This window comes from Nocardioides sp. NPDC101246, assembly GCF_044767415.1.
Classification (GTDB): domain Bacteria; phylum Actinomycetota; class Actinomycetes; order Propionibacteriales; family Nocardioidaceae; genus Nocardioides.
The window spans coordinates 142,728-168,377 of sequence record NZ_JBIWNX010000003.1 but is presented as its reverse complement, the minus strand read 5'-3'; the positions used below and the strand labels follow the sequence as shown (position 1 = coordinate 168,377).

Genomic DNA, 25,650 nt, shown 5'->3' with positions numbered 1-25,650 from the left:
CCGTTCTGACACCAACCCTCGCCGAGTCGGCGCGTCATGACGCGCCGACTCGGCGATGTGGCCGTGACGTGGATCACAACTGTTCGTTGAAGCGGGCATGCGCCCGTTCCTGCTGAGTCTTCTCGCTGCTGTCGCACTCGTCCTCGCTCCGATCTCGGTCCCCGCCGCGGCGGGGGAGGGCCGGACCGGGATCCCGCTGCCGGGGTCGCCCTACGGTGACCCCGCCGGGTCCAACGACTGGGCGTGCGCTCCGGCGGCGGCGCGCCCGACGCCGGTGATCCTGGTGCACGGCACCTTCGGTGATCGCCGCTCGCTGCTGGACCCGATCTCGCTGGCCATGAAGCGAGCCGGCTTCTGCGTCTACTCGCTCGACTACGGCAACCGCGCGACCGGCGACATCCGGGAGTCGGCGGCCCACCTGGGTGAGTTCATCGAGCGCGTACGCGAGGTCACCGACGCCGAGAAGGTGTCGCTCGTCGGTCACTCCCAGGGCGGCATGATGCCGCGCTACTACATCAAGAACCTCGGTGGCGCCGCCTACGTCGAGGACCTCGTCGGCCTCGCCCCGTCCAACCACGGCACCTCGATCATCCCGGACGAGGGCGCCACCGAGGCCACCGGACTCTGTATGTCCTGTGCCCAGCAGGCCGCCGGCTCACAGTTCCTCGCCGACCTGAACGCCGGTGACGAGACCCCGGGCGACGTCTCCTACACCCAGATCATCTCTGCCACCGACGAGGTCGTCGTCCCCTCCACCTCGGGCTTCCTCGCCGAAGGCCCGAACACCACCAACGTACGCATCCAGGACGCCTGCGCCCTCGACCTCTCCGAACACCTGCTCATCCCGATGAGCGCCTCCGCCATCGCTCTCACCCTCGACGCGCTCACCCACGAAGGCCCCGCCTCCGCAGCGCTGAAGACCTGCTGACGGGCCGGCCGGGTCAGCGGGCAGGCGGGTGCTTCCGGGCCATGCGTGCGGCGACCGCGGCGCCGGGCGGCAGCGCGCCGTTGGTGTCGGCGGCACGGAAGGCGTCGGTGGCCAGGGCCGCGAAGCGGCGGGCAGCGGCGACGCTGCTGGCAGACGGGGTCGCGGCGAGACCACGTCCGGCCAGGAGCACGAGGACGAGGTCGTCGATCACGAAGTCGCGGCGTAGCCGGCCGTCGGCCTGGGCTCGACGCGCTAGGGCCGCGAGCTCGGAGAGGAGCGTGGCGCGGTGCTCGGCGAACGAGTCGCTGCGCGGATGCTCCGACATGAACGCGTCGACGAAACCCTGGTTGCCGACGTTGAGGATGCTGATCCGCTCGATGACCGAGGTGAACCCACGCCACGGATCCGGGTCGGCGCATCCCTCCTCCACGATGCTCCGGCACGAGTGCAGCTCGTCGGCGAAGACGGCGTCGAGGAGCACCTGCCGAGCCGGGAACCGACGGTAGAGCGTCGCCGGTCCGACCCCGGCGCGACGGGCGACCTCGCGCATCGTGACCTCGAGACCGTGCTCGGCGTACAGCGATCGTGCCGCCTCCAGGATCCGGTCCCGGTTGCTCCGCGCATCGGAGCGGAGCTTGTGAGGCAACGTCTCGACCATGTCTCTCACTTTCTGGAAGTGGACGCAGGCGTCCGTTAGCTTCGCCAGCGTACGTCAGGAACCAGCGTGAGAGAGACGATGATGCGAGCAGTGAAGATCGAACGGTTCGGCGACCCGAGCGGCCTGGTGGTGACCGACGTCGCCGATCCGACCCCCGGTCCGGGCGAGGTGGTGATCGCCACCGAGGCGATCGGCGTGGGTGGGGTCGACGCGGTCATTCGTCGCGGGACGCTCGCCGGGCTCGGGTTCGAGACCGGGATGGTTCCGGGCAGCGAGGTCGCCGGAGCGGTGACCGCGGTCGGTGCTGGCGTGGACACAGCCTGGGTAGGGCGCCGCGTATGGGCGTTCACGGGGATGGGCGGAGGCTACGCCGAGCGGGCCGTCGCCAGGCTCGATGACATCACCGAGCTCCCCGACGGACTCACCGCGGTAGACGCCGTGACGGTCGGGAGCTCGGCGACGGTGGCGCACTTCGCCCTCGTCCACGCCCACTTCGCGGCAGGTGAGTCGGTGCTCGTACGGGGTGCGGCGGGGAGCATCGGCATCTCGGTCGTCGAGCTAGCCGCCCGAGGCGGCGCGAGCGCCGTCGCCGTGACGACCTCCTCCCCCGAGCGCGGCGAACGGCTTCGCGAGCTCGGCGCGACGCACGTGCTCGACCGCTCCGGCGAAGGTGATGCGGCGGCGCCGGAGAGCTATGACGTGATCATCGACATCGTGGCCGGTCCGGCGACCGCAGAGTTCGTGGACCGCCTGGCGGCCAACGGGCGGATGGTCGTCGTCGGGGTGGTCGCCGGGATGCCGTCCGCGGACGTCGCAGGTCGCCTCGTCGCGTCATTCCAGCAGTCGCGCTCGTTCGCGACCTTCAGTCTCGACACCGTCCCGGGGCCGGCCCGGAACGGGGTTCGGGCAGAGCTGCTCGCCCGCGTGGCCACGGGTGAGCTGCACGCCGTCGTTCACGACCGGCTCCCCATGGACCAGGCCGTCGAGGCCCACCGGCAGATGGACCTCGGCGCGGTGTTCGGACGGATCGTCCTGGTGGCCTGACTACGGTTCACCCATGCACCTCGACCTGGTCACCATCGTCGTACCCGACTACGACGAGGCGGTGGAGTTCTTCCGCGACGTCCTCGGCTTCGAGGTCGCCGAGGACTCCCCGTCGACCACGAACGACGGCCGCCCGAAGCGCTGGGTGGTCGTACGTCCGCCAGGCGGCGGCACCGGCTTCCTGCTCGCCCGGGCCGACGGTCCGGCGCAGGCTGCGAGGGTGGGCGACCAGACCGGCGGCCGGGTCACGTTCTTCCTGCGCGTCGACGACTTCCCCGCGGCGTACGAGAAGCTGGTCGAGGCCGGGATCGAGCTCGTCGGGCTGGTGCGGGAGGAGCCCTACGGCAATCTTCAGGTCTTCAGGGACCCGTTCGGGAACCTGTGGGACCTGCTGGCGGACCCGTCACCAGATGGTGTGGATCTCGTCGTAGTCCCGCAGCCGTGAGTCCTTCGTCACGAGGGGCAGGTTCTCGAGCATGCTCTGGGCGGCGAGCATGCGGTCGAACGGGTCGCGATGGTCCCAGTCGAGTTCGCCGGCGAGACGTGAATGACTGAAGTCCATCGGAAGCCGCTCCAGAACATGGAGGCGCGTGCGGTCCTCGAAGGTGGCGGCCAAGGTGCCCCCGCCGGGAAGCTTGCTGAGTCGCGCCTTGGTCGAGATCTCCCAGAGACTCGCCGCCGAGACGTACACCTCGGTGTCGATGTCGATCACAGCCTCGTAGGCAGTGGGGCTGAGCCGGTCGGGGTCGCTCACCAGCCAGATGTAGGCATGGGTATCGAGGAGGACTCGCTCATAGGTCTTCATCGAGCGAGCCCTCCCAGGCGGCGATCTCGTCGTCGGGGAGTGGGTCGAAGAACTCGTCGGGGACACTCACCCGTAGGCCGCCGAGAATCCGCCTGGTCGGCCGGTTGATCGGCACGAGGCGAGCAATGGCATGGTCGCCGCGGGCGATGACGATCTCCTCGCCCGCCTCTACCTTGGCCAGGAGGCTCGACAGGTGTGTCTTCGCTTCCTGCACCTTCACCAGACGTGCTGCGTCCATGTGGCCACCATAAGTTGGTCAGCCTGGTTGGTCAACCATGTTGGTCAAGCGGGTTGGTCAACCTCGGTCAGGGTGTGGGCGAGGCGTAGTAGCGGCAGCGGTGGTGCTCGGTGAAGCCGAGGCCCTCGTAGAGGGCGAGGCCGGGGCCGTTGGTGGTCTCGACGTGCAGCCAGGCGGCGCGGGCGCCGCGTTCGGCGCCCCACTCGAGCAGGGTGGCGAGGGCCTTGGTGGCGAGGCCCTGGCGGCGGTGTGACTCGGCGACCTCGAGGTCGTGGATGGCCAGCCAGTCGCGTTCCATCGTGCCCATGATCCGGGCGGTGTCGCCGAGAGTGATCAGCACCTGTGCGTCGTTCGTCTGGACCTCGACGCGGGCGTCCTCGACGGGCGGGGGCAGGATGCGGCGGGTGGCGGCGAGCCCGGCGAGCTGGAACCCGACGGTCACGTCCTCGACCCAGCCGCGCGCGACCACGGTCTCCTCGACCGCCGAACCGACCTCGATCTTCACCCGTGGGCGCTTGTGGCGGTCCCGGTAGTAGCTCTCGACCCGGTCGATCGCCGCATCCAGCTCGAGGCCGGGATCGCCGATCGCGAGCGCCGAGTTGGGGCGCCGGCGGACCGAGACCTCGTGGTCGAAGAGCACCCACTCGCCCAACGGCTCCGAGGTGGTGCCGGGAAAGATCGCGGCACTGAGCAGCTCGCCCTCGCGCACCCCGATCCGCAGGCGTACGTTCGGCCGCGGCGGCACCGGTTTGCCGGAGACGATCTCGGCGACGGGCACGCTGACCCGCTCGCCGGACTCACGCTCGATGACCGCGGTTCCGTCGGCCCAGGACGTACAGACTCCGAGGATGTCGGTGAAGGCGGGACCGCCGGTGGGGCCGGTCTCGCCGGTGACGAGGCGGCGGATGACGATCCGCTTGCCGACGACATGTGGTCCCAGGAGATGAGCAGGCACGTGGGGATACTAGGCTGTCCCCTGAAGGGCCAGCAGTGCCCCTCTGACTTTAGTGATACCCCGCTTGGAGGAGCCCCGAATGACGTACGTCATCGCCCAGCCCTGTGTTGACGTGAAGGACAAGGCTTGCGTCGACGAATGTCCGGTGGACTGCATCTACGAGGGCAAGCGGATGCTCTACATCCACCCCGACGAGTGTGTCGACTGCGGCGCCTGCGAGCCGGTGTGCCCGCCCGAGGCGATCTTCTACGAGGACGACACCCCGGAGGAGTGGAAGGAGTACTACGACGCCAACGTCAAGTTCTTCGACGACCTCGGTTCGCCCGGTGGTGCCGCCCGCATGGGTGAGATCGACAAGGACCACCCGTTCGTCGCCGCGCTGCCCCCGCAGAACCAGGACTGATGCCGGCCTCGATCCCAGTCTCGCAGCGGCTGCCTGACTTCCCCTGGGACAAGCTCGCGCCGTTCAAGGAGAAGGCGTCCGCGCACGGCGGCGGGCTGGTCGACCTCTCGATCGGCACCCCGGTCGACCCGACGCCGCCGGTGATCCAGAAGGCGCTCGCCGAGGCGGCCGACTCACCCGGATATCCGACCACGATCGGTACGCCGGCGGTGCGTCAGGCCGCGATCGACTGGCTCGCGCGCAACCACGGGGTCTCGGGACTGGGGTTGGACAACGTGCTGCCGGTGATCGGCTCCAAGGAGCTGATCGGATCGCTGCCGCTGCACCTGGGCATCGGCCAGGGTGACCTGATCGCCTACCCGGAGCTCGCCTACCCGACCTACGAGGTCTCCGCGGCTCTCGTCGGCGCCGACACCGTCGCCACCGACTCGCTGGTCGCGCTGGGGCCGAAGGCCCCGAGGATCCTCTGGATCAACTCGCCCTCCAATCCTTCGGGTCGCGTGCTTCCGGTCGAGCACCTGCGCAAGACGGTGGAGTGGGCGCGCGAGCGCGGCACGCTGCTGATCTCCGACGAGTGCTACATCGAGTGCGCCTGGGAGGCCTCGCCGGTCTCGATCCTGCACCCCGACGTCTGCGGCGGCTCCTACGACGGCATCCTCGCCGTCCACTCGCTCTCGAAGCGCTCCAACCTCGCGGGCTACCGCGAGGCCTTCGTGGCAGGTGACGCCTCGGTCCTCGGCGAGCTCCTCGAAGTCCGCAAGAACCTCGGCCTGATGATGCCCGGACCGCAGCAGGTCGCCATGGTCACCGCGCTCGGTGATGACCAGCACGCCAAGGAGCAGCACGCCCGCTACGCCGCGCGGCGCGCCAAGCTCAAGGTGGCGCTGGAGTCGGCCGGCTTCCGCATCGACCACTCCGAGGCTTCGTTGTATCTGTGGTCCACTCGTGACGAGGACTGCTGGGCCACCGTCGAATGGCTCGCTGAGCGCGGCATCCTGGCCGCTCCCGGTATCTTCTACGGCCGCGCCGGCAGCCAGCACGTACGCATCGCCTTCACCGCCACCGACGAGCGCGTCGACGCGGCCGTCGCCCGCCTCACGGCGTAGCCGGCCGGGGTTTGCCCCATACGTGAAGATTGGTGGAGTGAGCGCACAGCCGGGGACCCCGACGGGCCCGCCGACCATCCCGCCTCCGAGTCCTCCGGGTCCTTCGGGTCCTCAGGGGCCGAGGCTTCCGGAGCCGGCGCGCGAGGCGCTGCGGAAGTCGGCACGGGAAGCCCGCAAGCAGCTCCGTCCGGTACGCAAGCACCTCATCGTCCTCGGCGTCGTCATCGTCGTAGCACTGGTCTTCGCCGGCCTCCGCCTCCTCGGTGTCGGGGTCAGCGGCATCCCGGTCCTCTCCCGTGAGGCCTGCACCGTCACCGCCGAGGACACGACCTACGACCTCTCCATCGACGAGGCCGAGCGGGCCTCGGCGATCGCCGCCATCGCCGTACGCCGCGGGCTTCCCGCCCGCGCCGCCTCGGTGGTGCTCGCTGTCGAGATCGCCGACCACTCGCTCGAGCGGGATGCGGCGAAGGCGGCCGGACTCTACGACCGGCTCTCCGGGGTCGCCGACTACCGCCAGCAGTCAGTACCCGGCGTCGCCCAGCAGATCAGCGACGGCTCGCGCGACGGCTACCGCGACGCCGAGCCCGAGGCGCGGGCCCTCGCCTCGGCGCTGACCGGGAACACCCCCGAGGCGTTCTCGTGCGTGGTCAAGGGCGGTGCCGACGAGGTCTCGGACCAGCTCAGTGCCGCCGGGCTCACCTCGCGTGCGGAGACGGTGCGTGGTGACGTACGCAAGGCCTTCGGGGACGTACCCGAAGGCGGTTTCCAGCCCGGCGGAGTGACCACCGGCCACATGGTCGGCTCTGCCCACTACGAGGGCCGCGCCGTCGACTACTTCTTCCGACCGATCAACGCCCGCAACAACATCAAGGGCTGGTCCCTGGCGCAGTACCTCGTCGCCAACGCCGACCGCCTCGACATCGAGACCGTCATCTTCGACGACCGCATCTGGACCAAGCGCCGCTCCGCCGCCGGCTGGCGCGACTACGATGTCCCGCCCCGCGGCGGCGACCAGGCCATCCTCGAGCACCGCGACCACGTCCACGTCGACGTAGCCGACTGAAGCCGAGGCGTCAGGCAGGTCGGCCGAGACGTCAGGCAGGTTGGCTGAGACGTCAAGTACGTCGGCCGAGACGTCAGGTACGTCGGCCGAGTAAGCATTCGATTGCCATCTCGCACGACGTACCTGACGCCTCGATCGGTGCGAGCGACCCATCGGTATGCATGGCGAGGCGTCACTTACGTCGGCCGAGTTGGCACATGGTTGCCAGCTCGGCCGACGTAAGTGACGCTTCGGCCGACCTAACTGACGCCTCGGCAGGGGGTCTCAGGCGAGGGTGACGAGGATCTGCTTGCCGGAGACCTCGGGGGTGTCGGCCCACTCCTCGTCCTTGCCGGCGGACCACGTGCGGCCGTCGTAGGCGATGGCGGAGGCGCCGAACTCGCTGGCCCGGGCGAGTACGTAGTGGGCGACTGCCCAGCCGTTGCGCTGGCCGGTCTCGCCGGCGTCGACGGGGATGACCACGGTGGTGCCGTCGACCCGGGCGCGACCGACCATCTGGCCGAGCAGCTGGTTGACCTCGGTCTTGGTCGCCTGGGGCTTGCCGGAGCCGGCCTCGGGCTCGTCGATCCGGCAGGTCAGCGCGGCGGGGGAGTAGCCGCTGATCGCGGAGGCGATCGCGCGGCCCTCGCCCTCGTGGTCGGCGTACGCCTCGGGATAGGCCGAGCGCTGCACCTCCTGTGCCGCCTCGGTGACCACCATGTCCTCGTAGCCCTCGATCTTCACCAGCGCGTCGTAGAACTTGTTGGTGGCGTAGACGGGGTCCTGGACCTGCTCCTCGGTGCCCCAGCCCATCGACGGGCGCTGCTGGAAGAGGCCGAGCGAGTCGCGGTCACCGTGGCTGATGTTGTAGAGCTTCGACTCCTGGATCGCGGTCGCGATCGCGATCGTGGCCGCCCGCGCGGGCAGGCCGCGCTTGAGCCCGAGCGCCGTGATCACGGCGGCGTTGCCCATCTGCTCGGGGTCGAAGCGCGCTTCGTACTCGCCCGCGACCGCCGTGCACTGCTGCAGGTCGGGCAGGATCGAGTCCAGCTTGTCCGTGGCGGCCTGGACGACCCAGTAGATGCCGCCGGCGACCACGCTGAGCACCACCAGGGCGGTGAGAAGCTTCTTCAACTCGGCACTCTGCTCTTCGGTGAGAGTCAGTTGGCGTGGAGGGCGGCGTTGAGCTCGATGCCCTCGCCCTTCCACGGAACGGCCTCGATGGCGCCGCTGACCGAGTTGCGACGGAAGAGGATGTTGGAGGCGCCGGAGAGCTCGCCGGCCTTCGTCACGGTGCCGTCGGGGAGCGTCACCTTGGTCCCGAACGTGACGTAGCACCCGGCCTCGACGACCGCGTCGTCACCCAGGGAGATGCCGATGCCCGAGTTGGCACCGAGCAGGCAGCGCTGGCCGATGGAGATGACGGCCTTGCCGCCACCGGAGAGGGTGCCCATGATCGAGGCGCCGCCACCGACGTCGGAGCCGTCGCCGACGACGACACCGCCGGAGATCCGGCCCTCGACCATCGAGGCGCCGAGGGTGCCGGCGTTGAAGTTGACGAAGCCCTCGTGCATCACGGTGGTGCCGGCGGCGAGGTGGGCGCCGAGGCGGACGCGGTCGGCGTCGCCGATGCGGATCCCCGAAGGCACGACGTAGTCGACCATCCGCGGGAACTTGTCCACGCCGTAGACGGTGACGTGCTGGCCCGCGGCGCGCAGCCGGGCGCGGGTGAGCTCGAAGCCCTCGACCGCGCACGGGCCGGCGCTGGTCCACACGACGTTGGTGAGCAGGCCGAAGATGCCGTCGAGGTTCTGCCCGTGCGGCTGCACGAGGCGGTGGGAGAGGAGGTGGAGTCGCAGCCAGACGTCCTCGGTGGTCACGGGCGCCGTGTCGAGGTCCTTGACCTCGACGAGCGTGACCTTGGTGGTCACCTGACGCACCTCGTCGGTGCCCTCGAGCGCGGTCAGCTCGGCCGGCGCGGTCGCGTCGGCGGGCTTGTCGCCCAGCTGCGGCGCGGGGAACCACACGTCCAGAACAGAGTTGTCGGCGGCGTACGTCACGAGGCCGAAGGCCCAAGCTGCATTCGTCACGGGGCGCAGTCTAGTGGCCGAGCCTGAGTGGTCCCTTATCGACAGTCTCGACGTGCGAACATGAGTGGGTGAGCAAGAAGAGCGCGCCGCCGACGCCCCGCCTGATCCAGGCCGAGGACGGAACCTGGACCCTGGAGATCCCCGGTGTGGCGACCAGCAAGGGTCATCCGGCGCCGGAGTGGGCGATGGCCAAGGGCGTGGAGGTCGTACGCCGTGCCGCCTCCGACATCGTCCGGAGCTGGATCAACGGTAAGCCGGTCGGCGACGCCGAGAAACAGGTGGTCCTGCTCGTCACCCGAGGTGACTCGCAGGTGTACGCCTGGCTCGACGCCGCCTTCGCCGCCGACAGCCCCCGCTAGCCCGCCGGAACCGCTAGCAGCAGCGGGCCTGCGGGTTGTGCTCCTTCTCGTCGGCCCGGTGCCGCTCGAACGCACGCCGGCTCATCGGCTCGACGCCGTCGCGCTCGCACCGGGCGACGTACTCGTCCCACTTCGCCTCCCCGGTCGCCTGGCGGAGCAGCCGCCAGGCGCCGGAGAAGCGGTCGGAGAGACGATCGGCGAGCACACTCATCAGACCGACGCCTTCTGGGAGGCCTCCCACTCGCGTACGGCTTCCTTCTCCTCCTTGGTGGCGAAGAAGTCGGAGGGCGCGACGATCTCCGACTCGACCTTCGGGATCTCGGTGGTCGGCAGCCCTCCGGCGCGGATCGCCTTGATCACCGTCACCGCGGCACCGGCGACGATCACGATCACCAGCAGCGCGAACGCTGCCTGCAGGATGCCGCTCTGGGTCGAGTTGTAGATGATCTGGTCGACGTCCGCGGGGGTCTTCGCGACCCCGTAGAGCTCACCGGCGTCGCGTGCCTCGCGCGCGGCCGAGGCCTGGGCGAAGTAGCCGATCGCGGGGTTGTCGCTGAACACCTTCTCCCAGCTCGCCGTCATGGTGACGATGAGGTCCCAGATCAGCGGGATGCCGGGCACCCAGGCGTACTTGGCCAGACCGTGCTTGAACATCAGCACCGTGGCCAGGGTCAGGGCGATCGCGGCGAGCAGCTGGTTGGCGATGCCGAAGAGCGGGAACAGCTGGTTGATCCCGCCGAGTGGGTCTCCGACGCCGATCCAGAGCATGTAGCCCCAGGCCAGTACGACCAGTGCGGAGGCCGACCAGGCCGCCGGCCGCCAGGAGGTGTCGGCGTAGCGCTTCCAGACGTTGCCGATCGTGTCCTGGAGCATGAAGCGGCCGACCCGGGTGCCTGCGTCGACGGCGGTCAGGATGAAGAGCGCCTCGAACATGATCGCGAAGTGGTACCAGAAGGCGGCCAGGCCGCCGCCGAACGCCTCGGTGAAGATCAGCGACATCCCGAACGCCAGGGTCGGGGCGCCACCGGTGCGGGAGATGATCGTCTCCTCCACACTGGCCGCGGCTGCCTCGAGGTCGGCCGGGGTGATCGTGAAGCCGAGCCCGTTGACGAAGGCGGCCGCGGTCTCCGGGGTGCCGCCGGTCGCGCCGGCGGCGGCGTTCATCGAGAAGTAGATGCCCTGGTCGATGACCGAGGCCGCGATGAGGGCCGAGATCGCCACGAACGACTCCATCAGCATGCCGCCGTAGCCGATCATCCGGACCTGGCTCTCCTTGGCGACCATCTTCGGCGTGGTGCCGGAGGCGATGAGCGCGTGGAAGCCGGAGAGGGCGCCGCAGGCGATGGTGATGAAGACGAACGGGAACAGCTTGCCGGCGAAGACCGGACCCTCGCCGGAGGTGGCGAAGTCGGTGACCGCCTCGTTCTGCAGCGTCGGGGCCGCGAGGACCAGACCGACGGCCAGCAGCACGATCACGCCCACCTTCATGAAGGTGGAGAGGTAGTCACGCGGGGTGAGCAGCATCCACACCGGGAGGATCGAGGCGATGAAGCCGTAGACGACCAGGCAGATCACCAGGGTCTCGTGGGAGAGGGTGAGGGCGCCGTCCAGGCCCATCTCTTCGACGTAGCCGCCACCGATGATGGCCAGCAGCAGCAGCGCGACCCCGATGACGGTCACCTCGCTGACGCGGCCGGGGCGCAGGTAGCGAAGGTAGAAGCCCATGAAGAGCGCGATCGGGATGGTGAGGCCGATCGAGAAGACACCCCAGGGCGAGTCCGCGAGCGCATTGACGACGACCAGCGCGAGCACGGCCAAGATGATGATCATGATCGCGAAGACGGCGATCAGCGCGGCCACGCCGGCGACGGTGCCGATCTCCTCACGCACCATCTGACCGAGGCTCTTGCCGTCGCGGCGCATCGAGAAGAACATCACGACCATGTCCTGGACGGCACCGGCGAAGATGACGCCGACGATGATCCAGATCGTGCCCGGCAGGTAACCCATCTGCGCGGCCAGCACCGGGCCGACCAGCGGGCCCGCGCCGGCGATCGCGGCGAAGTGGTGCCCGAAGAGCACTCGCCGGTCGGTGACGTCGAAGTCCTGCCCGTTCTCCAACCGCTCGGCCGGGGTGGCCCGGGTGTCATCGACCTTCAGCACCTTGTTGGCGATGAACTTCGAGTAGTACCGGTAGGCGATCGCGTACGAGGCCAGCGCGGCGAACAGGATCCACAGCGCCGAGACGTCCTCGCCTCGGGACAGGGCGAGCACGGCCCAGCAGACGGCGCCGACTACAGCGACGGCGGTCCAGATGGCGATGGCCCTCCAACTACGGGGCACGTTGGGCCCGGACCCTGGGCCCGAGCTGGTGGGGTTGGCGGTCGACGTCGACATGGTCTCCCTCTGATTCAGCGCGGTACGGTCGTTGTGACCGCTGTCTCAGCCTAGTCTCAGGAAACCGCCTGTGGGGCGGGGGAGGGGCTACTGCCCGGTACGCCCGTCGATGACCTCGCGCAGCAGGTCGGCGTGACCCGCGTGGCGGGCGTACTCCTCGATCATGTGGACCAGGATGTCGCGCACGGAGGAGGTCTCGCCGTCGCTGTTGTAGACGACGACATCGCCCATCGACTCGTCGGTCTGGGTGTCGAGCCACGCGTCGGCCCGCGCGATCTGTTCCTTCCAGGCTGCGTACGCCTCGTCCACGCAGGCCTGGGTCGGCTCGACGCCGTCGAAGTCGACGTCGGATGCATCGGCGCTCCAGTAGGGCCGCGGCTCGTCGAGCCGCCCCTGGAAGGCGCGCTGGAACCAGCCGTGCTCCACCTTCGCCATGTGCCTGACCAGCCCGAGCAGGCTCATCGTGCTCGGCGGCACGCTTCGGCGGGCGAGCTGCTCCGGGGTCAGGTCCTGGCCCTTGAGCTCGAGGGTGAGCCGGTAGTGGCGCAGGTAGTCGCGGTAGGTCGCCAGCTCGCCGACGGCCTGCTCGTCCTGATGGCGCGGATCCTCGCCATCAGGGAGCCAGATGCCGCCGAAACCCACCTGCCGCTGTTCACTGCTCATGGGCTCACCCTCGCGGAACGAGCGCCTTTCGGCCAGCGATTTCAGCCAGCGATTTCAGGCGCCGAAGCTGGGCGGCCGCTTCTCCAGGAACGCGTTGATGCCCTCGCGGCCCGAGGCCGAGCCGCCGAGGGCGGAGATGGACTGCGCCTCGCGGCGCAGCGCGGACTCGGGGTGGGGGTCGGCGACGTCGCGGATCAGGTGCTTGGTGCGGGCCAGCGCCTCGGGGGAGCCGGAGAGCAGGGTCGCGACGACCTCGTCGACCGTGGCGGCGAGCTCGTCGGCGGGTACGACGCGGGCGACCAGCCCGGCTTCGAGCGCCTCGGTCGCGGAGAGCATGTCGCCCAGCAGGGTCAGCCGGAGCACCCGGTGCAGGCCCAGGGTGTGCACGAGGAGCGAACCGCCCCCGTCGACCGAGAGGCCGACCTTCGCATAGGCGAGGCTGAACTTGGCCCGGTCGGCCGCGATCACGATGTCGGCGGCCGCGGCCAGCGGGAAGCCGACCCCGGCGGCGGTGCCCTGGACGGCGCTGACCACGATCGCGTCGCAGCGGACCAGCTCGGTGATCATCCGGTTCGCGCCCTCGGCCAGCTCGAGGATGTAGGGCCCGAGATCGTCGGCGGCCGCGAACCCGGCCAGGTCGCCGCCGACCGAGAAGTACTTCCCCTCCGCTGCGAGCACGATCACCCGCGCCGAGTCCGCCTTCGCCCGCAGGATCGCCGCCAGCAGCTCCTCGCCCGCCTTCGGGGAGAAGACGTTGCCCCGGTCCGAGTTGGTCATCGTGATGCGCGCGCAACCGTCGGCGTACTCATAGCGAATCAGGCTCATGCGCGCATCCTGCCAGGTGCCCCTAGGGTACGCGGATGCGTTTGTGGATCTCGCGCCTCAGCTCGCTCCTCCTGCTCCCGTTCTCGGTGCTCGTCGGCCTCTTCCGGACCGCCCCCGCACGTGCCGCGGGATCGGGCGTCCTCAACGTCCTCGGCCCGCTCGCGCACGCCCATGCGCACAACGACTACGAGCACGAACGCCCGCTCCTGGAGGCGCTCGGCCACCGCTTCACCTCTGTCGAGGCCGACGTCTGGCTCGCCGACGACGAGCTCTACCTCGGCCACTTCGAACCGGACATGAGCCGTACGCTGCAAGACCTCTACCTCGATCCGCTCGCCGCTCTCGTGACCGCCAACGACGGCTCAGTGCATCCGTCCTGGGACGGGACCTTCCAGCTGCTCGTCGACGTGAAGTCCGGCGGCGCGGAGGCCTGGCGGGTGCTGGAGCGGCAGCTCGCCGCGTACGAGTCCCTGTTCAGCCTCAGTAGCGACGGAGCGGTCGAGGTCGGGCCGGTCACCGTGATCGTCTCCGGTGAGCGTGACCGGATGGAGATGGCCGCGGCACCGCTGCGGCGGACGTTCTACGACGCCACCCTCGACGACCTCGACGTCGACCTGCCCGCCGGCCTCGTCGGCATGGTCAGCGCCAACTGGATCGACCACTTCACCTGGCGCGGCATCGGTCCGTTCCTGGCCCGGCGCCGGCTGCGCGAGATGGTCCGGCGCGCCCATGCCGCCGGCTGGCCCGTCCGCCTGTGGGGCGCCCCCGCCGCCGTCCGCCACAACCGCCGCCGGATCTGGCAGGTCCAGCTCGATGCCGGCGTCGACTGGATCAACACCGACCACCTCGACGAGCTCGCCCACTTCCTCGCCCGCCGCCGCCCCACCCGGCTGCTGGCGCGGCTAGGGTCGCGGCGTGATGACGGTGCGCCGGGTGGCGGTTGAGGAGACGTACCCGTTGCGAGCGAAGGTGCTGCGCAACGGTGGGCCGCCGGAGGCGGCGAAGGTGCCGGGGGACGACGGTCCCGACGTCGCGACCTACGCGGCGCTGGATGCGGACGGGAACCTGATCGGGTGCGTCGGGCTGTTCCCGGAACCATGCCCCGACCTGCCAGGACACCCCGGGAGGGGGTGGCGGATCCGGGGGATGGCGACGGCGGACGGGTGGCGCGGGCAGGGTGTCGGAGCCGAGGTGCTGCAGGCGGCGCTGGACCATGTCGCGACCGAGGGCGGTGGGCTGGTCTGGTGCAACGCGCGTACGCCGGCGGTGCCGTTCTACGAGCGGGCCGGTTTCCAGGAGATCGGTGAGCCGTGGGACGACCCCGAGATCGGTCCGCACGTGCGGATGTGGCGCGCGGTGTGATCGGGTTCGCGCGGCGGGCATCGGGCGGCGTACTCTTTCCTTACCAGCATTTGAGCCGTTATCAGCGGCGAGCTCCGGGAAGAACCGGTCCAGCTTCGGCAGGGCCTCAGTAGAACCCGGCGGGAGTGGCCCGTCACAGCCGAAACGAAGTGGCCCAGGCATGGGTAAGCAGGGTGGTACCGCGGTCGCAAGATCGTCCCTGTGGTGACAACAACCCACTACCACCCAGCAGGAGATGCCGCCGATGGCCTATCCCAAGGTCAGCTCAGCCACTGTCCCGGCCAGCCCACGATTCCCGGAGATCGAGACGCAGATTCTCGACTACTGGAAGAAGGACGGGACGTTCCAGGCGAGCATCGACAACCGCGACGCCGGCACGAACGGCGAGAACGAGTTCGTCTTCTACGACGGCCCGCCGTTCGCCAACGGCCTGCCGCACTACGGCCACCTGCTGACCGGCTACGTGAAGGACATCGTCCCGCGCTACCAGACGATGCGCGGCAAGCGCGTCGAGCGGCGCTTCGGGTGGGACACCCACGGCCTGCCCGCCGAGCTCGAGGCGATGCGCCAGCTCGGTCTGAAGACGACCGACGAGATCGTCGAGATGGGCATCGACAAGTTCAACGCGGCCAGCCGCGCGTCGGTGCTGAAGTACACCGGCGAGTGGCGCGACTACGTCACCCGTCAGGCGCGCTGGGTGGACTTCGACAACGACTACAAGACCCTCAATCCCGACTACATGGAGTCGGTGATCTGGGCGTTCAAGACGCTCTACGACAAGGGCCTGGTCTACGAGGGCTTCCGCGTCCTGCCCTACTGCTGGCAGGACGAGACCCCGCTGTCCAACCACGAGCTGCGGATGGACGACGACGTCTACAAGGACCGCCAGGACCCCGCGGTCACCGTGGGCTACGCGCTCGAGGCGACCGGTGAGGACGAGGTCCTCGACGGCGCCCACATCCTGATCTGGACGACCACGCCGTGGACCCTGCCGTCCAACCTCGCCGTCATGGTGGGCTCCGAGATCGACTACGTCGTCGTGGAGGGCCCGGTCCCGGGCACCGACGAGGTGGCCAAGTACGTCCTCGCGGAGGCTCGGCTCGCGGCGTACAAGAAGGAGCTCACTCTGCCCGATAAGGGCGACGCCGACGAGCCGACGATCCTCGGACGATACAAGGGTGCCGAGCTGCTCGGGCGCGCCTACACCCCGCCGTTCTCCTACTACGCCGGGCGCGAGAACGCCTTCCGCGTGGTGGCGGCCGACGACGCGGTCACGACCACGGACGGCACCGGTGTCGTGCACACCGCCGGTGCGTTCGGTGAGGTCGACAAGGAGGTCACCGACCGGGAGAACATCGAGGCGGTGATGCCGGTCGGCAAGGACGGCAGGTTCACCGCGCCGGTCAACGAGTACGCCGGAATGCTCGTCTTCGACGCCAACCTGCAGATCATGGACCACCTCAAGGCGGTCACCCGCGGCGAGGCCGGGGGATCGGTCTCGCCGGGCACGATCCTGCTGCGCCGCGAGTCCTACAACCACTCCTACCCGCACTGCTGGCGGTGCCGGCAGCCGCTGATCTACAAGGGTGTATCGAGCTGGTTCGTCGAGGTCACCAAGATCAAGGACCGGATGCTCGAGCTCAACCAGCAGATCCGCTGGGTGCCCGAGCACATCCAGGACGGCCAGTTCGGCAAGTGGCTGGAGAACGCCCGCGACTGGTCGATCACCCGCAACCGCTTCTGGGGCTCGCCGGTGCCGGTGTGGAAGTCGGACGACCCGACCTACCCGCGCCTCGACGCCTACGGCTCGTTCGCTGAGCTGGAGCGTGACTTCGGCACCCTCCCGAAGGACGCCGAGGGCAACCCGGACCTGCACCGTCCCTACATCGACGACCTGGTCCGCCCCAACCCGGACGACCCGACCGGCAAGTCGATGATGCGCCGGGTCTCCGACGTACTCGATGTCTGGTTCGACTCGGGTTCGATGTCGTTCGCCCAGAACCACGTCCCGTTCGAGAACGAGGAGTGGTTCGAGCACCACTTCCCGGGCGACTTCATCGTGGAGTACATCGGCCAGACCCGCGGCTGGTTCTACACCCTGCACATCCTGGCGACCGCGCTCTTCGACCGCCCGGCGTTCTCGAGCTGCATCAGCCACGGCATCGTGCTGGGCTCGGACGGCCAGAAGATGTCCAAGTCGCTTCGCAACTACCCGGATGTCAACGAGGTCTTCGACCGCGACGGCGCCGATGCGATGCGCTGGTTCCTGATGTCCTCGCCGATCCTGCGCGGCGGCAACCTGGTCGTCACCGAGCAGGGCATCCGGGACTCCGTACGCCAGGTGATGATCCCGCTGTGGAACAGCTGGTACTTCTTCCAGCTCTACGCCAACGCGGCCGACCTGGAGACCACCGGCTCGACGGCGTCCACGGACCCGCTGGACCGCTACGTCCTGGCCAAGCTGCGCGACTACGTCGCCGAGATGAGCACGGCCATGGACAGCTACTACGTCGCCGAGGCGTGCGAGGCGACCCAGCGGTTCATCGACGTGCTCACGAACTGGTACATCCGGCGTAGCCGGGAGCGGTTCTGGAACGAGGACAAGGCCGCCTTCGACACCCTCTACACGGTGCTGGAGACGGTGACTCGCCTGGTCGCGCCGCTGCTGCCGCTGACCACCGAGGAGATCTGGCGCGGTCTGACCGGCGGGCGTTCGGTGCACCTGGCCGACTACCCCGTCGTCGAGTCTCTTCCTGCTGATGACGACCTGGTGGCGCGGATGGACGCGGTCCGTGCGGTCTGCTCCTCGACCTCCGCCCTGCGCAAGGCGCGCAAGCTCCGCAACCGACTGCCGCTCGGTGGCCTGACCGTCGTCGGCGCCGACATCGCGGGTTTCGAGGAGATCGTCGCCGACGAGGTCAACGTCAAGTCCGTACGGCTGCTCGCCGCCGACTCGGAGGAGGCCGGGACGTACGGCATCGAGCAGAAGCTCGCCGTCAACGCCCGCGCCGCCGGCCCGCGCCTGGGCAAGGACGTCCAGAAGGCCATCAAGGGCTCGAAGTCCGGTGACTGGTCGGTCTCCGAGTCCGGTGAGGTCATCGCCGGTGGCCTGGCGCTGGTCGAGGGCGAATACACCCTGGAGACCGTCGCCGGCGCCGCCTCCGACGACATCGCAGTCACCATGCTGCCTGCCGGCTTCATCGTCCTGGACACGGTCGTCACCCCCGAGCTCGCCGCCGAGGGCCTCGCCCGCGACCTGATCCGCGCGGTCCAGCAGGCCCGCAAGGACTCCGGCCTCAACGTCGAGGACCGCATCACCCTCTCGGTGGCCGGCTCCTCGACGGTCCGCGAGGCCGCCACCACCCACGCCGACCTCATCGCCCGCGAGACCCTCGCCACGACGTACGACGTGGTCGACTCCCTCGAGGGCAACCCGGTCGACCTCGGCGATGGCGAGAAGGCGACCATCGCGGTCACCAAGGCCTGAGGATCTGTGAACCCTAGGAGGGTGAGTCACGCCTGGCGTGACTCACCCTCCTTAGGTCTCGGCTGGTGGGGGGTCACGCCTCGGTAGTGTGCGGTCGTGGTCAGCCAGAAGGACATCGATCGGCGGATTCAGGCCTACTACGGACGGTCGGGCTGGAACGAGGCGGCTCGGCTGACCGGGAGGTCTGCTCAGGGGAGTCTGGAGTTCGAACGTACGCAGGAACTCATCGCCGAACGGATCCGATTGGGTTCACGCATTGCCGATGTCGGTGGTGCGACCGGGATCCATGCTGCGGCGTTGGCAGATGCCGGTCACCAGGTCATACTCCTCGACCCGGTCATCGAGCAGGTCGAAAAGGCTCGGGCGTACGGCACCTTCGATGCTGTTGTCGGCGATGCGCGGGCGCTGCCCTTCGAGGACAACAGCATCGATGTGGTGCTGGTACTCGGACCGCTCTACCACCTGGCCAAGCGCGAGGAGCGACTGAAGGCGCTGCACGAGGCGATCAGGGTGCTGAGGTCCGGCGGATGGGTCTTCGCCGCGGCGATCCCGAGACTGGCACGACTGTCAGCCGTCTCCGACGGAATCACCTTGCCGACCGGCTGGGAGAGTCTGATCGAGCAAGGAACGCCGCCCGAGAGCGGACGATTCCCGGGCGGACACTTTCACACTGGTGCCGAACTGGCGCTGGAACTGACCGATGCAGGACTTCTACAGGTCGAGGTCGTCGGTGTGGAAGGGCCCGCCGGCTTGGCGTTGGAGCAGTTGACCGAGGTGGATGAAGACATCCGTCAGGCCGCCCTGACCCTGGCGCGGGCTGTGGGCGGGCAACCGGTTGTGCAGGATCTCTCCAACCATCTCCTGGGGATGGGACGGCGAGCCTGAGGACCCGGATCTCAGGGCATCGCATGGGATAACTGTGGAGTGGATGACTCGGAGTCCAGAGGTGATCGGGAGCACGCGGCGCGGCTGATGGAGGCGCAGCGACGCCAGCAGGACGGTGTGCTCAGTCATGCGCAGCTCGCGGCCGGCGGTGTGACGCGCGCTGATCTGATCAGGATGCAGCGGCGCAAGGAGGTTGTGCGAGTGCATCCGCGGGTGTACGTCGACCACACCGGTCCGCTCACCTGGCACCAGCGCGCCTGGGCCGCCGTGCTCTATGCCGGGCCCGCCTACGTTTGCGGTCCGAGCGTCGAGGCGCCACGCACGGAGCGGCCGCTCCAGCCAGGGATGGTCCCCGACCCGATCCATGTCGCGATCGACCAGACTCGGCGAGTCATGCCGCAGCCGGGACTCGTGATCCACCGTCTCACCAATCTCGAGACCCATGGCCATGGCGGAGTCCCGCCGCGACTGAAGCTCGAGGACAATGCGTTGATGGTGGCGCACGAGGCGAGCTCGGAGATCGACGCGATCGCAGGCCTGGCCGGCATCGTCGGTCGGCCCTATGTCACCCCAGCCTCGCTCCGTAGGGCGCTGAGTCGTTTCCCGTCGCTACGTCGCCGGGCGTGGATCGCGGAGATCATCTACGACCTGGATTCCGGCACCAACTCTGTGCTCGAGCACGGCTACCTCACCAGGGTCGAGCGAGCCCACGGACTGCCACGGGCCGAGCGGCAGGCAGTGCGGACGACACCTGAGGGCAATCAGTTCCGCGACGTGGAGTACGCGGCGTACGGGCTGGTCGTGGAGCTCGACGGGGCGTTGGGCCATGACACGTGGCGCACCCAGGCGCGCGACGCGGACCGGGTGCTCGACGACCTCGCCGCCACGGGCACGGTCACCGCGCGGCTTCGCTGGCACCAGGCCTTCGATACGCCGTGCCGGACCGCACAGAGGATCGCGAGGGTCCTGGCGTCCCGCGGGTGGGCGGGCACTCCGGTGTCGTGCGGCGACGACTGCGTGGTCGTTCGGGAACCCTAGGAGGGTGAGACACGCCTGGCGTGACTCACCCTCCTAGGGTTTCGTCGTAGCGACGGCATGGCGGGCGGGCGCCCCCTATCGTTGAGGGCGTGGAGGGTCCTACGCTCAAGGAGCTCGCGGTCCAGGCGTTGTCGTCGGTGGAGCATGGCTACGACCTGCTGGCGCCGAAGTTCGACGCGACGCCGTTCCGGACGCCGGACTGGATGCTCGCCGCGACGATCACTGCGCTGCGGGAGCACGGGCCGTTCGAGCGGGGCCTCGATGTGTGCACGGGCACGGGGGCGGGGCTGGAGCTGCTCAAGGAGGCGACCTCTGAGCCGCCGACCGGGGTCGACTTCAGTGCCGGGATGCTGGAGCAGGCCGGCGCCGCTCACCCCGGCGCCGACCTGGTGCGGGCGGATGCTCGAGCGCTGCCGTTCGAGGCTGCGTACGACCTGGTGGTGAGCTTCGGGGCGTTGGGACACTTCCTGCCGGAGGAGCGGCCGCCGCTGTTCGACGGCATCTTCCGGGCGCTGCGGCCCGGTGGGGTGTTCGCGCTGCCGGTCAGCCGCGCGCCGGGACCGACCCACCCGGCCTACTGGCTGCTCACCGGCTTCGACCTGGCGATGCGGGTGCGCAACGCGGTGTGGCGGCCGAAGTTCGTCATGTACTACCGCACCCACCCCCGACCGGCCCTGTTCGCCGACCTGACCGACGCCGGCTTCGTGGTAGAGACGACGCCGATGCCCGGGGTCGGCGAGCTGATCGTGGCGCGAAAAGCGGGGTAGTCCGGTAGCGACCTGCCTATTACTCGTGAGTATTTAGGCAGTTCGCTACCGGACTACCCCGGCGGCCCGGCTCTCAGCCGCGACGCGGGTTGCGCTCCGCGAGCCGGGCGGCGATGACGGGAATGATCACGACCGCGGCGACGAGGTGGGAGATCACCAGCATGATGTTGGTGGCGTAGGAGTCGGTGACGGCGATCAGGCTGGGCACCAGCGAGAGCGCCGTCAGGGTCCAGGCGGTGCGCTTCCAGGTCGAGCGCGGACGCTTGGCGAAGCGGTCCAGGCAGACGGCGGTGATGATGCCGATCAGGCCGAGCTCGGCGACGGCCCAGGCGAGCCCGGTCGCGGGGATCGCGGCGGGATCGACGCCGGTGCCCGGAAGCGCGACGTTGAACGGTACGCCGACCGCGCGGGCGAAGAACTCGTAGACGCCGGTGACCAGGGCGCCGGCAAGGACGGCGGCGACGCTGACGAACCAGACCGGCATCCGCTCAGCGAACTGGCCGCTGGAGGTGGTCGTGGCCTGGGTGTAGGTGCTGGTGCTCATGATGGTGCCTCTCGCTGGTGGTGGTGTGTCGCGGCTCGTACGGCCGCTTCTCACTCACTCCACGAACGGCTCGACACCGATCCGACAGCTCCCGCGAAAAAAGTTTCCGCACGACGAAGATCACACCCTCCGGGGCTTCCCATCCAAGGTAAGGCCGGTGAGCCTTTGTCGGCATGACCCGCAAACCTCGGATCGCGAAATTGCTGAGCCCCCTGATCGGGCTGTTCGGCCTCCTGTTCATCGCCAGTGGCGCCGCCACCTACTACCTGGCGCACACCCAGCTGAAGGCGCAGGAGATCACCGTCGCCGACGACGCCTCCTTCCTCGCCGGAGACATCGTCGACGGCCCGTTCTCGGCCTACGTCCAGGCGGCCACCGTCGAGAAGCACGCCCTGGGGATCACCAAGGGCAAGACGTACGCCGAGCTCGACCAGGAGGACCCGATCCGCGCGGTCGCGGCGGAGTCGTCGTTCGTGCGTGCCTCGCTGCTGACCGCGGTCACCGCCTTCGGGCTCTCGGGTCTGGTCGCGGGCCTGGGCGTCGTGCTGCTGTTCGTCGCCTTCGCGATCGGGTCGCTGACCCGGGCACTCGCACCGGCGAAGGAGAAGGCCACGGACGAGACCGACGGCCTCGAACCGGCCACCGCTTGACCCTCACCCACCCGTCAACGGGCCCGGGAAGGCATCGTCTTCCCGGGCCCGTTCTGCTTTCTCAGCCCAGACTCTCAGCCCAGACTCTCAGCCCAGACGCCGGAAGGCGCGGGTCGAGAGCGGGACGAAGATCGCCATCAGCACAGCGGGCCAGGCCAGTGCCAAGAGCATCGCGTGGTCGGCGAGCACACCCTCGGTCATGCCGGTGGGGTTGCCGAACAGGTCGCGGCACGCCGCGGCGGTGGCGGAGACCGGGTTCCAAGAGGCCAGGAAACCCAGCCAGTCGGGCATGGTCTCGGCGGGAACGAACAGGTTCGACGTGAACCCCAAGGGCCACACCAGCACCTGCACCATCGTGAGCGCACCTTCCATCCGCAGGGTCAGGCCGAGGAAGATGCCGAGCCACAGCATCGCCAGGCGCAGCCACAGCAGCAGCCCGACCGCAGTGAGCGCCGACCCCAGCGAGGCGTCGACGCGCCATCCGATGAGCAAGCCGCCAACCATCAGCACGGCCAGTTGGAGCGCGGAGTTGGCGAGGTCGGCCACCGCCCGGCCCGCGGGCACCGCCAGGCTCGAGATCGGCAGCGACCTGAACCTCGCGGTGACGCCGCGTTTGGTGTCCTCGGTGACGACCGCCATGGTGCCGTCGATGCCGAACATCATGGTCAGCGCGAGCACGCCCGGTAGCAGGTAGTGCAGGTAGTCACCGCCGCCCGGCATCTGGATCGCGCCGCCGAACAGGTAGCCGAAGACCAGCAGCATCATGATCGCGAACAGGATGCCGAAGACGATTCCCCAGGGTTCGCGTTGCCAGTGCTTGAGGTCACGAAGCGTGATCACCCACGACTGGCGCAGGGTCGCGGCGAGAGCGGACATCAGGCGGCTCCTTCAGAGGTACGTCGGTGGTCGGGGCTGGTCACGTGCAGGAACACCTCGTCGAGGGTCGGTCGTCTCAGGAGCACGTCGTCGACGCTGACCCTGGCGGCGTCCAGGGTGCGTACGACCTCGACCAGGGTCGCGCCGCCGCCCGAGGCGCCGGCCTCGACCGTGACCTCCAGCAGCTCCGTGGAGACGGTGGCCGCCGGCCCCAGGGCCGACGCCATCCGGTCGAGGTGCTCGGGATCGAGTGCGGTGAGGATCACCCGGTCGCCGCCGAGCTCGTCCTTGAGCGATGCCGGGGTGCCCGAGGCGATCACCCGGCCCTCGCCCAGCACGGTCACCATGCCGGCCAGCTGGTCGGCCTCGTCGAGGTACTGCGTGGTCAGCAGCACCGTGGTCCCGTCGGCGACCACCTGCCGCACCATCTCCCAGACCTCGTGGCGGCCGCGCGGGTCCAGCCCGGTGGTCGGCTCGTCGAGGAAGAGGATCCGCGGCCGGGTGACCAGGCCGGCGGCGATGTCGAGCCGGCGCCGCATCCCGCCGGAGTAGCCCGAGACCTTCCGGTCGCCGGCCTCGGTGAGGCCGAAGGCGTCGAGGAGGTCGCCGGCGCGGCGTACGGCATCGGCCTTCGAGAGGCCGTGGAGGCGGCCGAACATGACCAGGTTCTCCCGGCCGTGGAGGGCCTCGTCGAGGGCGGCGCTCTGCCCGACCAGGCCGATCGTGGAGCGGACCCGGGCGGGGTGGCGTACGACATCGTGGCCGCCGACGTGCACCTCACCGGCGTCGGGCCGGGTCAGGGTCGCGAAGACGTTCACCGCGGTCGACTTGCCGGCGCCGTTGGGCCCCAGCAGGGCGTGCACGGTGCCGGCGGCGACCTCGAGGTCGAGGCCGTCGATCGCCTGGGTGTCGCGGTAGCGCTTGCGCACGCCGTGGGCGGAGAGCGGACTCATCGCGCCACCTCGATCCGGAACACGCCGCAGCGGCCGGCGACCGCCTCGAACGCCTCTGGCGTCAGGTCCGTGACCACCCCGGCGTCGAGCATGATCTTCGCCCCGTCGGCCATCCGGTCGGGCCAGACCCGGAGCACCGTCAGTGCCTCGTCCCCCTCCACCTCCACGAGGCGCACATCCTCCGTGCTCCTCCCGATCCGGAGGTTGGCGCGGCCGGAGGCGGCACGTACGTTGCGGGCCCAGTCGGCGCCCGGGAAGCCTTCGAGCAGGTAGCGCCCGCCGTTCAGGTCCAGTACGGAGAGCGGGGTGCTGCGGGGCTTGCCGCTCGTGCGGCCCGGCACGGTGAGCACGGGCAGCTCCTTCATCCCGATCCCGGTCTTCGACAGGGTCATGAAGACCTTGTTCATCGGCTTGAGCCAGCGCGGCGGCACCGGCTTCGCTGCCGCTGCGGAGAGCGGCGAGTTCGCATCGTTCGGCATACACGTTCCTCCAATTTCGTACGCTGTACGAAGATCTCAACGGAGTGACTGTAGCATTTGTTCCGTACGACGTACGAAATTATTTCGGATGAGGTTACGATGAGCGACGTGCCGGACCAGTCAGACCAGTCGGATCCCTCCCTGCGCCTGCTGTGGCGCCATCGGGGCGGGGTGCGCGAGGAGCCGAGGTCGAAACGGGGCCCGAAGCAGAAGGTGAGTGTCGACGAGATCGTCGACGCCGCGATCGACCTCGCCGACGCCGAGGGCCTGGCCGCCGTGACGATGCGCGCGATCGCCCAGCGTTTCGGCCTGGGGGCGATGACGCTCTACTCCTACGTGCCCAACCGGGACGCGCTGCTGGTGCTCATGGCCGACCAGGTGACCGGCCGCGCCGAGCTGCCGGAGCTGCCCGCGGACCCGCGCAAGCGCCTCGAGCTGGTCGCCAACCTCACCCACGACGAGCTCCGGGCCCATCCGTGGCTGCTCGAGGTGCAGGACGTACGCCCCTGGCTCGGGCCCAACATGAGCGACCGCTACGAGTGGCAGCTGCAGGCGGTCGACGGTCTCGGGCTCTCCGACCTGGAGATGGACCAGACCGTCGCCGTGCTGATCGGCTTCGCGGGCAACATCGCGCGCAGCGAGCTCATGAAGCGCCGCGCCGAGCAGGTCACCAGGATGACCGAGGCGGAGTGGTGGGAGGCCAACTACGACACGCTGAGCGAGGTCATGGCGGGCAGCCACTATCCGCTGGCCAACCGGGTCGGCACCGCCGCCGGCGAGGCCTACCAGGCGGCCACCGACCCCGCGCGCGAGCTCGACTACGGCCTGGCCCGGATCATCGACGGCGTCCTCGCGCACGTCGCTCGCCAGCCGGAGCCGTGACCAGGTCCGCCGACCCGGCTCGTTCTGACCGCAGAGCCCGTCGAGTCGGCTCGTTCTGACCGTAGAGCCCGTCGAGTCGGCTCGTTCTGACCGTAGAGCCCGCCGAGTCGGCTCGTTAGGACAAGCCGACTCGGCGTCGGTTTGGGCTAGGACGAGCCGACTCGGCGTCGGTTTGGGTTAGGACGAGCCGACTCGGCGTCGGTTTGGGTCA

The 25,650-nt window shown here is 69.3% G+C and carries 29 protein-coding genes; 15 read left to right on the top strand and 14 right to left on the bottom strand.

The window, feature by feature from the left end:
* The first annotated feature begins 97 nt into the window (after positions 1 to 97).
* On the top strand, positions 98 to 928 hold the full coding sequence (locus tag ACIRON_RS06270) for an esterase/lipase family protein (RefSeq protein WP_402990373.1): 831 nt from the start codon (positions 98 to 100) through the stop codon (positions 926 to 928).
* A 13-nt stretch (positions 929 to 941) separates the two neighbouring features.
* On the opposite strand, the gene ACIRON_RS06265 is transcribed toward ACIRON_RS06270, so the two are convergent.
* Positions 942 to 1,586: a TetR/AcrR family transcriptional regulator gene (locus ACIRON_RS06265; RefSeq protein WP_402990371.1), complete on the bottom strand. Its 645-nt coding sequence runs from the start codon at positions 1,584 to 1,586 to the stop codon at positions 942 to 944.
* Between the two features lie 66 nt (positions 1,587 to 1,652).
* Here ACIRON_RS06265 and ACIRON_RS06260 point away from each other — a divergent pair, with 66 nt between their 5' ends.
* Both ACIRON_RS06260 and ACIRON_RS06255 read left to right on the top strand, forming a co-directional pair.
* A complete protein-coding gene (locus tag ACIRON_RS06260) occupies positions 1,653 to 2,630 on the top strand; it encodes a zinc-binding dehydrogenase (RefSeq protein WP_402990369.1) in 978 nt (325 codons plus the stop codon).
* Between the two features lie 13 nt (positions 2,631 to 2,643).
* The gene (locus tag ACIRON_RS06255) at positions 2,644 to 3,075 is read left to right on the top strand and encodes a VOC family protein (RefSeq protein ID WP_402990366.1); all 432 of its coding nucleotides are present in this window, start codon (positions 2,644 to 2,646) and stop codon (positions 3,073 to 3,075) included.
* On the opposite strand, the gene ACIRON_RS06250 is transcribed toward ACIRON_RS06255, so the two are convergent.
* The 3 genes from ACIRON_RS06250 to ACIRON_RS06240 all read right to left on the bottom strand — a co-directional run bounded on the left by ACIRON_RS06250 (position 3,034) and on the right by ACIRON_RS06240 (position 4,628).
* On the bottom strand, positions 3,034 to 3,435 hold the full coding sequence (locus ACIRON_RS06250; protein ID WP_402990363.1) for a type II toxin-antitoxin system VapC family toxin: 402 nt from the start codon (positions 3,433 to 3,435) through the stop codon (positions 3,034 to 3,036). The two genes, ACIRON_RS06255 and ACIRON_RS06250, sit on opposite strands and share 42 nt — an antisense overlap.
* Entirely contained in the window at positions 3,422 to 3,673 is a 252-nt protein-coding gene (locus tag ACIRON_RS06245; protein ID WP_402990360.1) for a type II toxin-antitoxin system Phd/YefM family antitoxin, read from the bottom strand. Before ACIRON_RS06245 ends, ACIRON_RS06250 begins: the two co-directional genes overlap by 14 nt.
* Positions 3,674 to 3,740: 67 nt before the next feature.
* The gene (locus ACIRON_RS06240; RefSeq protein WP_402990357.1) at positions 3,741 to 4,628 is read right to left on the bottom strand and encodes a GNAT family N-acetyltransferase; all 888 of its coding nucleotides are present in this window, start codon (positions 4,626 to 4,628) and stop codon (positions 3,741 to 3,743) included.
* Between the two features lie 79 nt (positions 4,629 to 4,707).
* Here ACIRON_RS06240 and fdxA point away from each other — a divergent pair, with 79 nt between their 5' ends.
* The 3 genes from fdxA to ACIRON_RS06225 are packed head-to-tail and all read left to right on the top strand — an operon-like array spanning position 4,708 to position 7,203.
* Positions 4,708 to 5,031, top strand: coding sequence for a ferredoxin (fdxA, locus tag ACIRON_RS06235; RefSeq protein WP_008358813.1), 324 nt, complete (start codon positions 4,708 to 4,710; stop codon positions 5,029 to 5,031).
* Entirely contained in the window at positions 5,031 to 6,137 is a 1,107-nt protein-coding gene (dapC, locus tag ACIRON_RS06230; protein WP_402990354.1) for a succinyldiaminopimelate transaminase, read from the top strand. Before fdxA ends, dapC begins: the two co-directional genes overlap by 1 nt.
* Before the next feature lie 37 nt (positions 6,138 to 6,174).
* Complete coding sequence (locus ACIRON_RS06225) at positions 6,175 to 7,203, top strand: hypothetical protein (protein WP_402990351.1); 1,029 nt, start codon at positions 6,175 to 6,177, stop codon at positions 7,201 to 7,203.
* A gap of 264 nt (positions 7,204 to 7,467) precedes the next feature.
* Here ACIRON_RS06225 and ACIRON_RS06220 read toward each other — a convergent pair whose 3' ends face one another.
* Both ACIRON_RS06220 and dapD read right to left on the bottom strand, forming a co-directional pair.
* The gene (locus tag ACIRON_RS06220) at positions 7,468 to 8,316 is read right to left on the bottom strand and encodes a hypothetical protein (RefSeq protein WP_402990348.1); all 849 of its coding nucleotides are present in this window, start codon (positions 8,314 to 8,316) and stop codon (positions 7,468 to 7,470) included.
* Positions 8,317 to 8,342: 26 nt separating this feature from the next.
* A complete protein-coding gene (dapD, locus tag ACIRON_RS06215; RefSeq protein WP_091049002.1) occupies positions 8,343 to 9,272 on the bottom strand; it encodes a 2,3,4,5-tetrahydropyridine-2,6-dicarboxylate N-succinyltransferase in 930 nt (309 codons plus the stop codon).
* A gap of 68 nt (positions 9,273 to 9,340) precedes the next feature.
* On the opposite strand from dapD, the gene ACIRON_RS06210 reads away from it, so the two are divergent.
* Positions 9,341 to 9,631 (top strand): hypothetical protein, encoded by a 291-nt coding sequence (locus ACIRON_RS06210; RefSeq protein ID WP_402990344.1) that lies wholly within the window; start codon positions 9,341 to 9,343, stop codon positions 9,629 to 9,631.
* A gap of 13 nt (positions 9,632 to 9,644) precedes the next feature.
* Here ACIRON_RS06210 and ACIRON_RS06205 read toward each other — a convergent pair whose 3' ends face one another.
* The 4 genes from ACIRON_RS06205 to ACIRON_RS06190 all read right to left on the bottom strand — a co-directional run bounded on the left by ACIRON_RS06205 (position 9,645) and on the right by ACIRON_RS06190 (position 13,516).
* On the bottom strand, positions 9,645 to 9,842 hold the full coding sequence (locus tag ACIRON_RS06205; RefSeq protein ID WP_402990341.1) for a YbdD/YjiX family protein: 198 nt from the start codon (positions 9,840 to 9,842) through the stop codon (positions 9,645 to 9,647).
* Positions 9,842 to 11,974, bottom strand: a complete 2,133-nt coding sequence (locus tag ACIRON_RS06200; protein WP_402990338.1) for a carbon starvation CstA family protein — start codon at positions 11,972 to 11,974, stop codon at positions 9,842 to 9,844. The genes ACIRON_RS06205 and ACIRON_RS06200 overlap by 1 nt, the downstream gene beginning before the upstream one ends.
* A 141-nt stretch (positions 11,975 to 12,115) precedes the next feature.
* Entirely contained in the window at positions 12,116 to 12,691 is a 576-nt protein-coding gene (locus ACIRON_RS06195; RefSeq protein ID WP_402990335.1) for a DinB family protein, read from the bottom strand.
* A 54-nt stretch (positions 12,692 to 12,745) separates the two neighbouring features.
* Positions 12,746 to 13,516, bottom strand: coding sequence for an enoyl-CoA hydratase/isomerase family protein (locus tag ACIRON_RS06190; RefSeq protein ID WP_402990332.1), 771 nt, complete (start codon positions 13,514 to 13,516; stop codon positions 12,746 to 12,748).
* Between the two features lie 35 nt (positions 13,517 to 13,551).
* Here ACIRON_RS06190 and ACIRON_RS06185 point away from each other — a divergent pair, with 35 nt between their 5' ends.
* From ACIRON_RS06185 to ACIRON_RS06160, 6 genes are all read left to right on the top strand, one after another.
* The gene (locus tag ACIRON_RS06185; RefSeq protein ID WP_402990329.1) at positions 13,552 to 14,460 is read left to right on the top strand and encodes a hypothetical protein; all 909 of its coding nucleotides are present in this window, start codon (positions 13,552 to 13,554) and stop codon (positions 14,458 to 14,460) included.
* Entirely contained in the window at positions 14,435 to 14,878 is a 444-nt protein-coding gene (locus tag ACIRON_RS06180) for a GNAT family N-acetyltransferase (RefSeq protein ID WP_402991183.1), read from the top strand. The genes ACIRON_RS06185 and ACIRON_RS06180 overlap by 26 nt, the downstream gene beginning before the upstream one ends.
* 244 nt (positions 14,879 to 15,122) lie before the next feature.
* Positions 15,123 to 18,365, top strand: a complete 3,243-nt coding sequence (ileS, locus tag ACIRON_RS06175) for an isoleucine--tRNA ligase (RefSeq protein ID WP_402990326.1) — start codon at positions 15,123 to 15,125, stop codon at positions 18,363 to 18,365.
* A gap of 96 nt (positions 18,366 to 18,461) precedes the next feature.
* Positions 18,462 to 19,250: a methyltransferase domain-containing protein gene (locus ACIRON_RS06170; RefSeq protein ID WP_402990323.1), complete on the top strand. Its 789-nt coding sequence runs from the start codon at positions 18,462 to 18,464 to the stop codon at positions 19,248 to 19,250.
* A 39-nt stretch (positions 19,251 to 19,289) separates the two neighbouring features.
* Positions 19,290 to 20,288 (top strand): hypothetical protein, encoded by a 999-nt coding sequence (locus ACIRON_RS06165; RefSeq protein ID WP_402990320.1) that lies wholly within the window; start codon positions 19,290 to 19,292, stop codon positions 20,286 to 20,288.
* A gap of 89 nt (positions 20,289 to 20,377) precedes the next feature.
* A complete protein-coding gene (locus ACIRON_RS06160) occupies positions 20,378 to 21,055 on the top strand; it encodes a class I SAM-dependent methyltransferase (RefSeq protein WP_402990317.1) in 678 nt (225 codons plus the stop codon).
* Positions 21,056 to 21,128: 73 nt separating this feature from the next.
* Here ACIRON_RS06160 and ACIRON_RS06155 read toward each other — a convergent pair whose 3' ends face one another.
* The gene (locus ACIRON_RS06155; protein ID WP_402990315.1) at positions 21,129 to 21,599 is read right to left on the bottom strand and encodes a DUF6069 family protein; all 471 of its coding nucleotides are present in this window, start codon (positions 21,597 to 21,599) and stop codon (positions 21,129 to 21,131) included.
* A gap of 173 nt (positions 21,600 to 21,772) precedes the next feature.
* On the opposite strand from ACIRON_RS06155, the gene ACIRON_RS06150 reads away from it, so the two are divergent.
* Positions 21,773 to 22,249, top strand: coding sequence for an aromatic ring-opening dioxygenase LigA (locus ACIRON_RS06150; protein ID WP_402990312.1), 477 nt, complete (start codon positions 21,773 to 21,775; stop codon positions 22,247 to 22,249).
* A gap of 87 nt (positions 22,250 to 22,336) precedes the next feature.
* On the opposite strand, the gene ACIRON_RS06145 is transcribed toward ACIRON_RS06150, so the two are convergent.
* The 3 genes from ACIRON_RS06145 to ACIRON_RS06135 are packed head-to-tail and all read right to left on the bottom strand — an operon-like array spanning position 22,337 to position 24,557.
* A complete protein-coding gene (locus ACIRON_RS06145) occupies positions 22,337 to 23,125 on the bottom strand; it encodes an ABC transporter permease (protein WP_402990310.1) in 789 nt (262 codons plus the stop codon).
* Positions 23,125 to 24,078 (bottom strand): ATP-binding cassette domain-containing protein, encoded by a 954-nt coding sequence (locus ACIRON_RS06140; protein WP_402990307.1) that lies wholly within the window; start codon positions 24,076 to 24,078, stop codon positions 23,125 to 23,127. Before ACIRON_RS06140 ends, ACIRON_RS06145 begins: the two co-directional genes overlap by 1 nt.
* The gene (locus tag ACIRON_RS06135) at positions 24,075 to 24,557 is read right to left on the bottom strand and encodes a nitroreductase/quinone reductase family protein (RefSeq protein ID WP_402990304.1); all 483 of its coding nucleotides are present in this window, start codon (positions 24,555 to 24,557) and stop codon (positions 24,075 to 24,077) included. Before ACIRON_RS06135 ends, ACIRON_RS06140 begins: the two co-directional genes overlap by 4 nt.
* A 108-nt stretch (positions 24,558 to 24,665) precedes the next feature.
* Between ACIRON_RS06135 and ACIRON_RS06130 the strand changes: the two genes are divergently transcribed.
* A complete protein-coding gene (locus tag ACIRON_RS06130; RefSeq protein ID WP_402990301.1) occupies positions 24,666 to 25,439 on the top strand; it encodes a TetR/AcrR family transcriptional regulator in 774 nt (257 codons plus the stop codon).
* The last annotated feature ends 211 nt before the right edge of the window (positions 25,440 to 25,650 follow it).

Excerpts from the sequence above, each read along its gene's own strand:
- ACIRON_RS06270 (WP_402990373.1), top strand. The coding sequence starts at position 98 with ATGCGCCCGTTCCTGCTGAGTCTTCTCGCTGCTGTCGCACTCGTCCTC.
- ACIRON_RS06265 (WP_402990371.1), bottom strand. The coding sequence starts at position 1,586 with ATGGTCGAGACGTTGCCTCACAAGCTCCGCTCCGATGCGCGGAGCAAC.
- ACIRON_RS06255 (WP_402990366.1), top strand. The coding sequence starts at position 2,644 with ATGCACCTCGACCTGGTCACCATCGTCGTACCCGACTACGACGAGGCG.
- ACIRON_RS06250 (WP_402990363.1), bottom strand. The coding sequence starts at position 3,435 with ATGAAGACCTATGAGCGAGTCCTCCTCGATACCCATGCCTACATCTGG.
- ACIRON_RS06245 (WP_402990360.1), bottom strand. The coding sequence starts at position 3,673 with ATGGACGCAGCACGTCTGGTGAAGGTGCAGGAAGCGAAGACACACCTG.
- fdxA (WP_008358813.1), top strand. The coding sequence starts at position 4,708 with ATGACGTACGTCATCGCCCAGCCCTGTGTTGACGTGAAGGACAAGGCT.
- dapC (WP_402990354.1), top strand. The coding sequence starts at position 5,031 with ATGCCGGCCTCGATCCCAGTCTCGCAGCGGCTGCCTGACTTCCCCTGG.
- ACIRON_RS06205 (WP_402990341.1), bottom strand. The coding sequence starts at position 9,842 with ATGAGTGTGCTCGCCGATCGTCTCTCCGACCGCTTCTCCGGCGCCTGG.
- ACIRON_RS06195 (WP_402990335.1), bottom strand. The coding sequence starts at position 12,691 with ATGAGCAGTGAACAGCGGCAGGTGGGTTTCGGCGGCATCTGGCTCCCT.
- ACIRON_RS06190 (WP_402990332.1), bottom strand. The coding sequence starts at position 13,516 with ATGAGCCTGATTCGCTATGAGTACGCCGACGGTTGCGCGCGCATCACG.
- ACIRON_RS06185 (WP_402990329.1), top strand. The coding sequence starts at position 13,552 with ATGCGTTTGTGGATCTCGCGCCTCAGCTCGCTCCTCCTGCTCCCGTTC.
- ACIRON_RS06180 (WP_402991183.1), top strand. The coding sequence starts at position 14,435 with ATGACGGTGCGCCGGGTGGCGGTTGAGGAGACGTACCCGTTGCGAGCG.
- ileS (WP_402990326.1), top strand. The coding sequence starts at position 15,123 with ATGGCCTATCCCAAGGTCAGCTCAGCCACTGTCCCGGCCAGCCCACGA.
- ACIRON_RS06155 (WP_402990315.1), bottom strand. The coding sequence starts at position 21,599 with ATGAGCACCAGCACCTACACCCAGGCCACGACCACCTCCAGCGGCCAG.
- ACIRON_RS06150 (WP_402990312.1), top strand. The coding sequence starts at position 21,773 with ATGACCCGCAAACCTCGGATCGCGAAATTGCTGAGCCCCCTGATCGGG.
- ACIRON_RS06145 (WP_402990310.1), bottom strand. The coding sequence starts at position 23,125 with ATGTCCGCTCTCGCCGCGACCCTGCGCCAGTCGTGGGTGATCACGCTT.
- ACIRON_RS06140 (WP_402990307.1), bottom strand. The coding sequence starts at position 24,078 with ATGAGTCCGCTCTCCGCCCACGGCGTGCGCAAGCGCTACCGCGACACC.
- ACIRON_RS06135 (WP_402990304.1), bottom strand. The coding sequence starts at position 24,557 with ATGCCGAACGATGCGAACTCGCCGCTCTCCGCAGCGGCAGCGAAGCCG.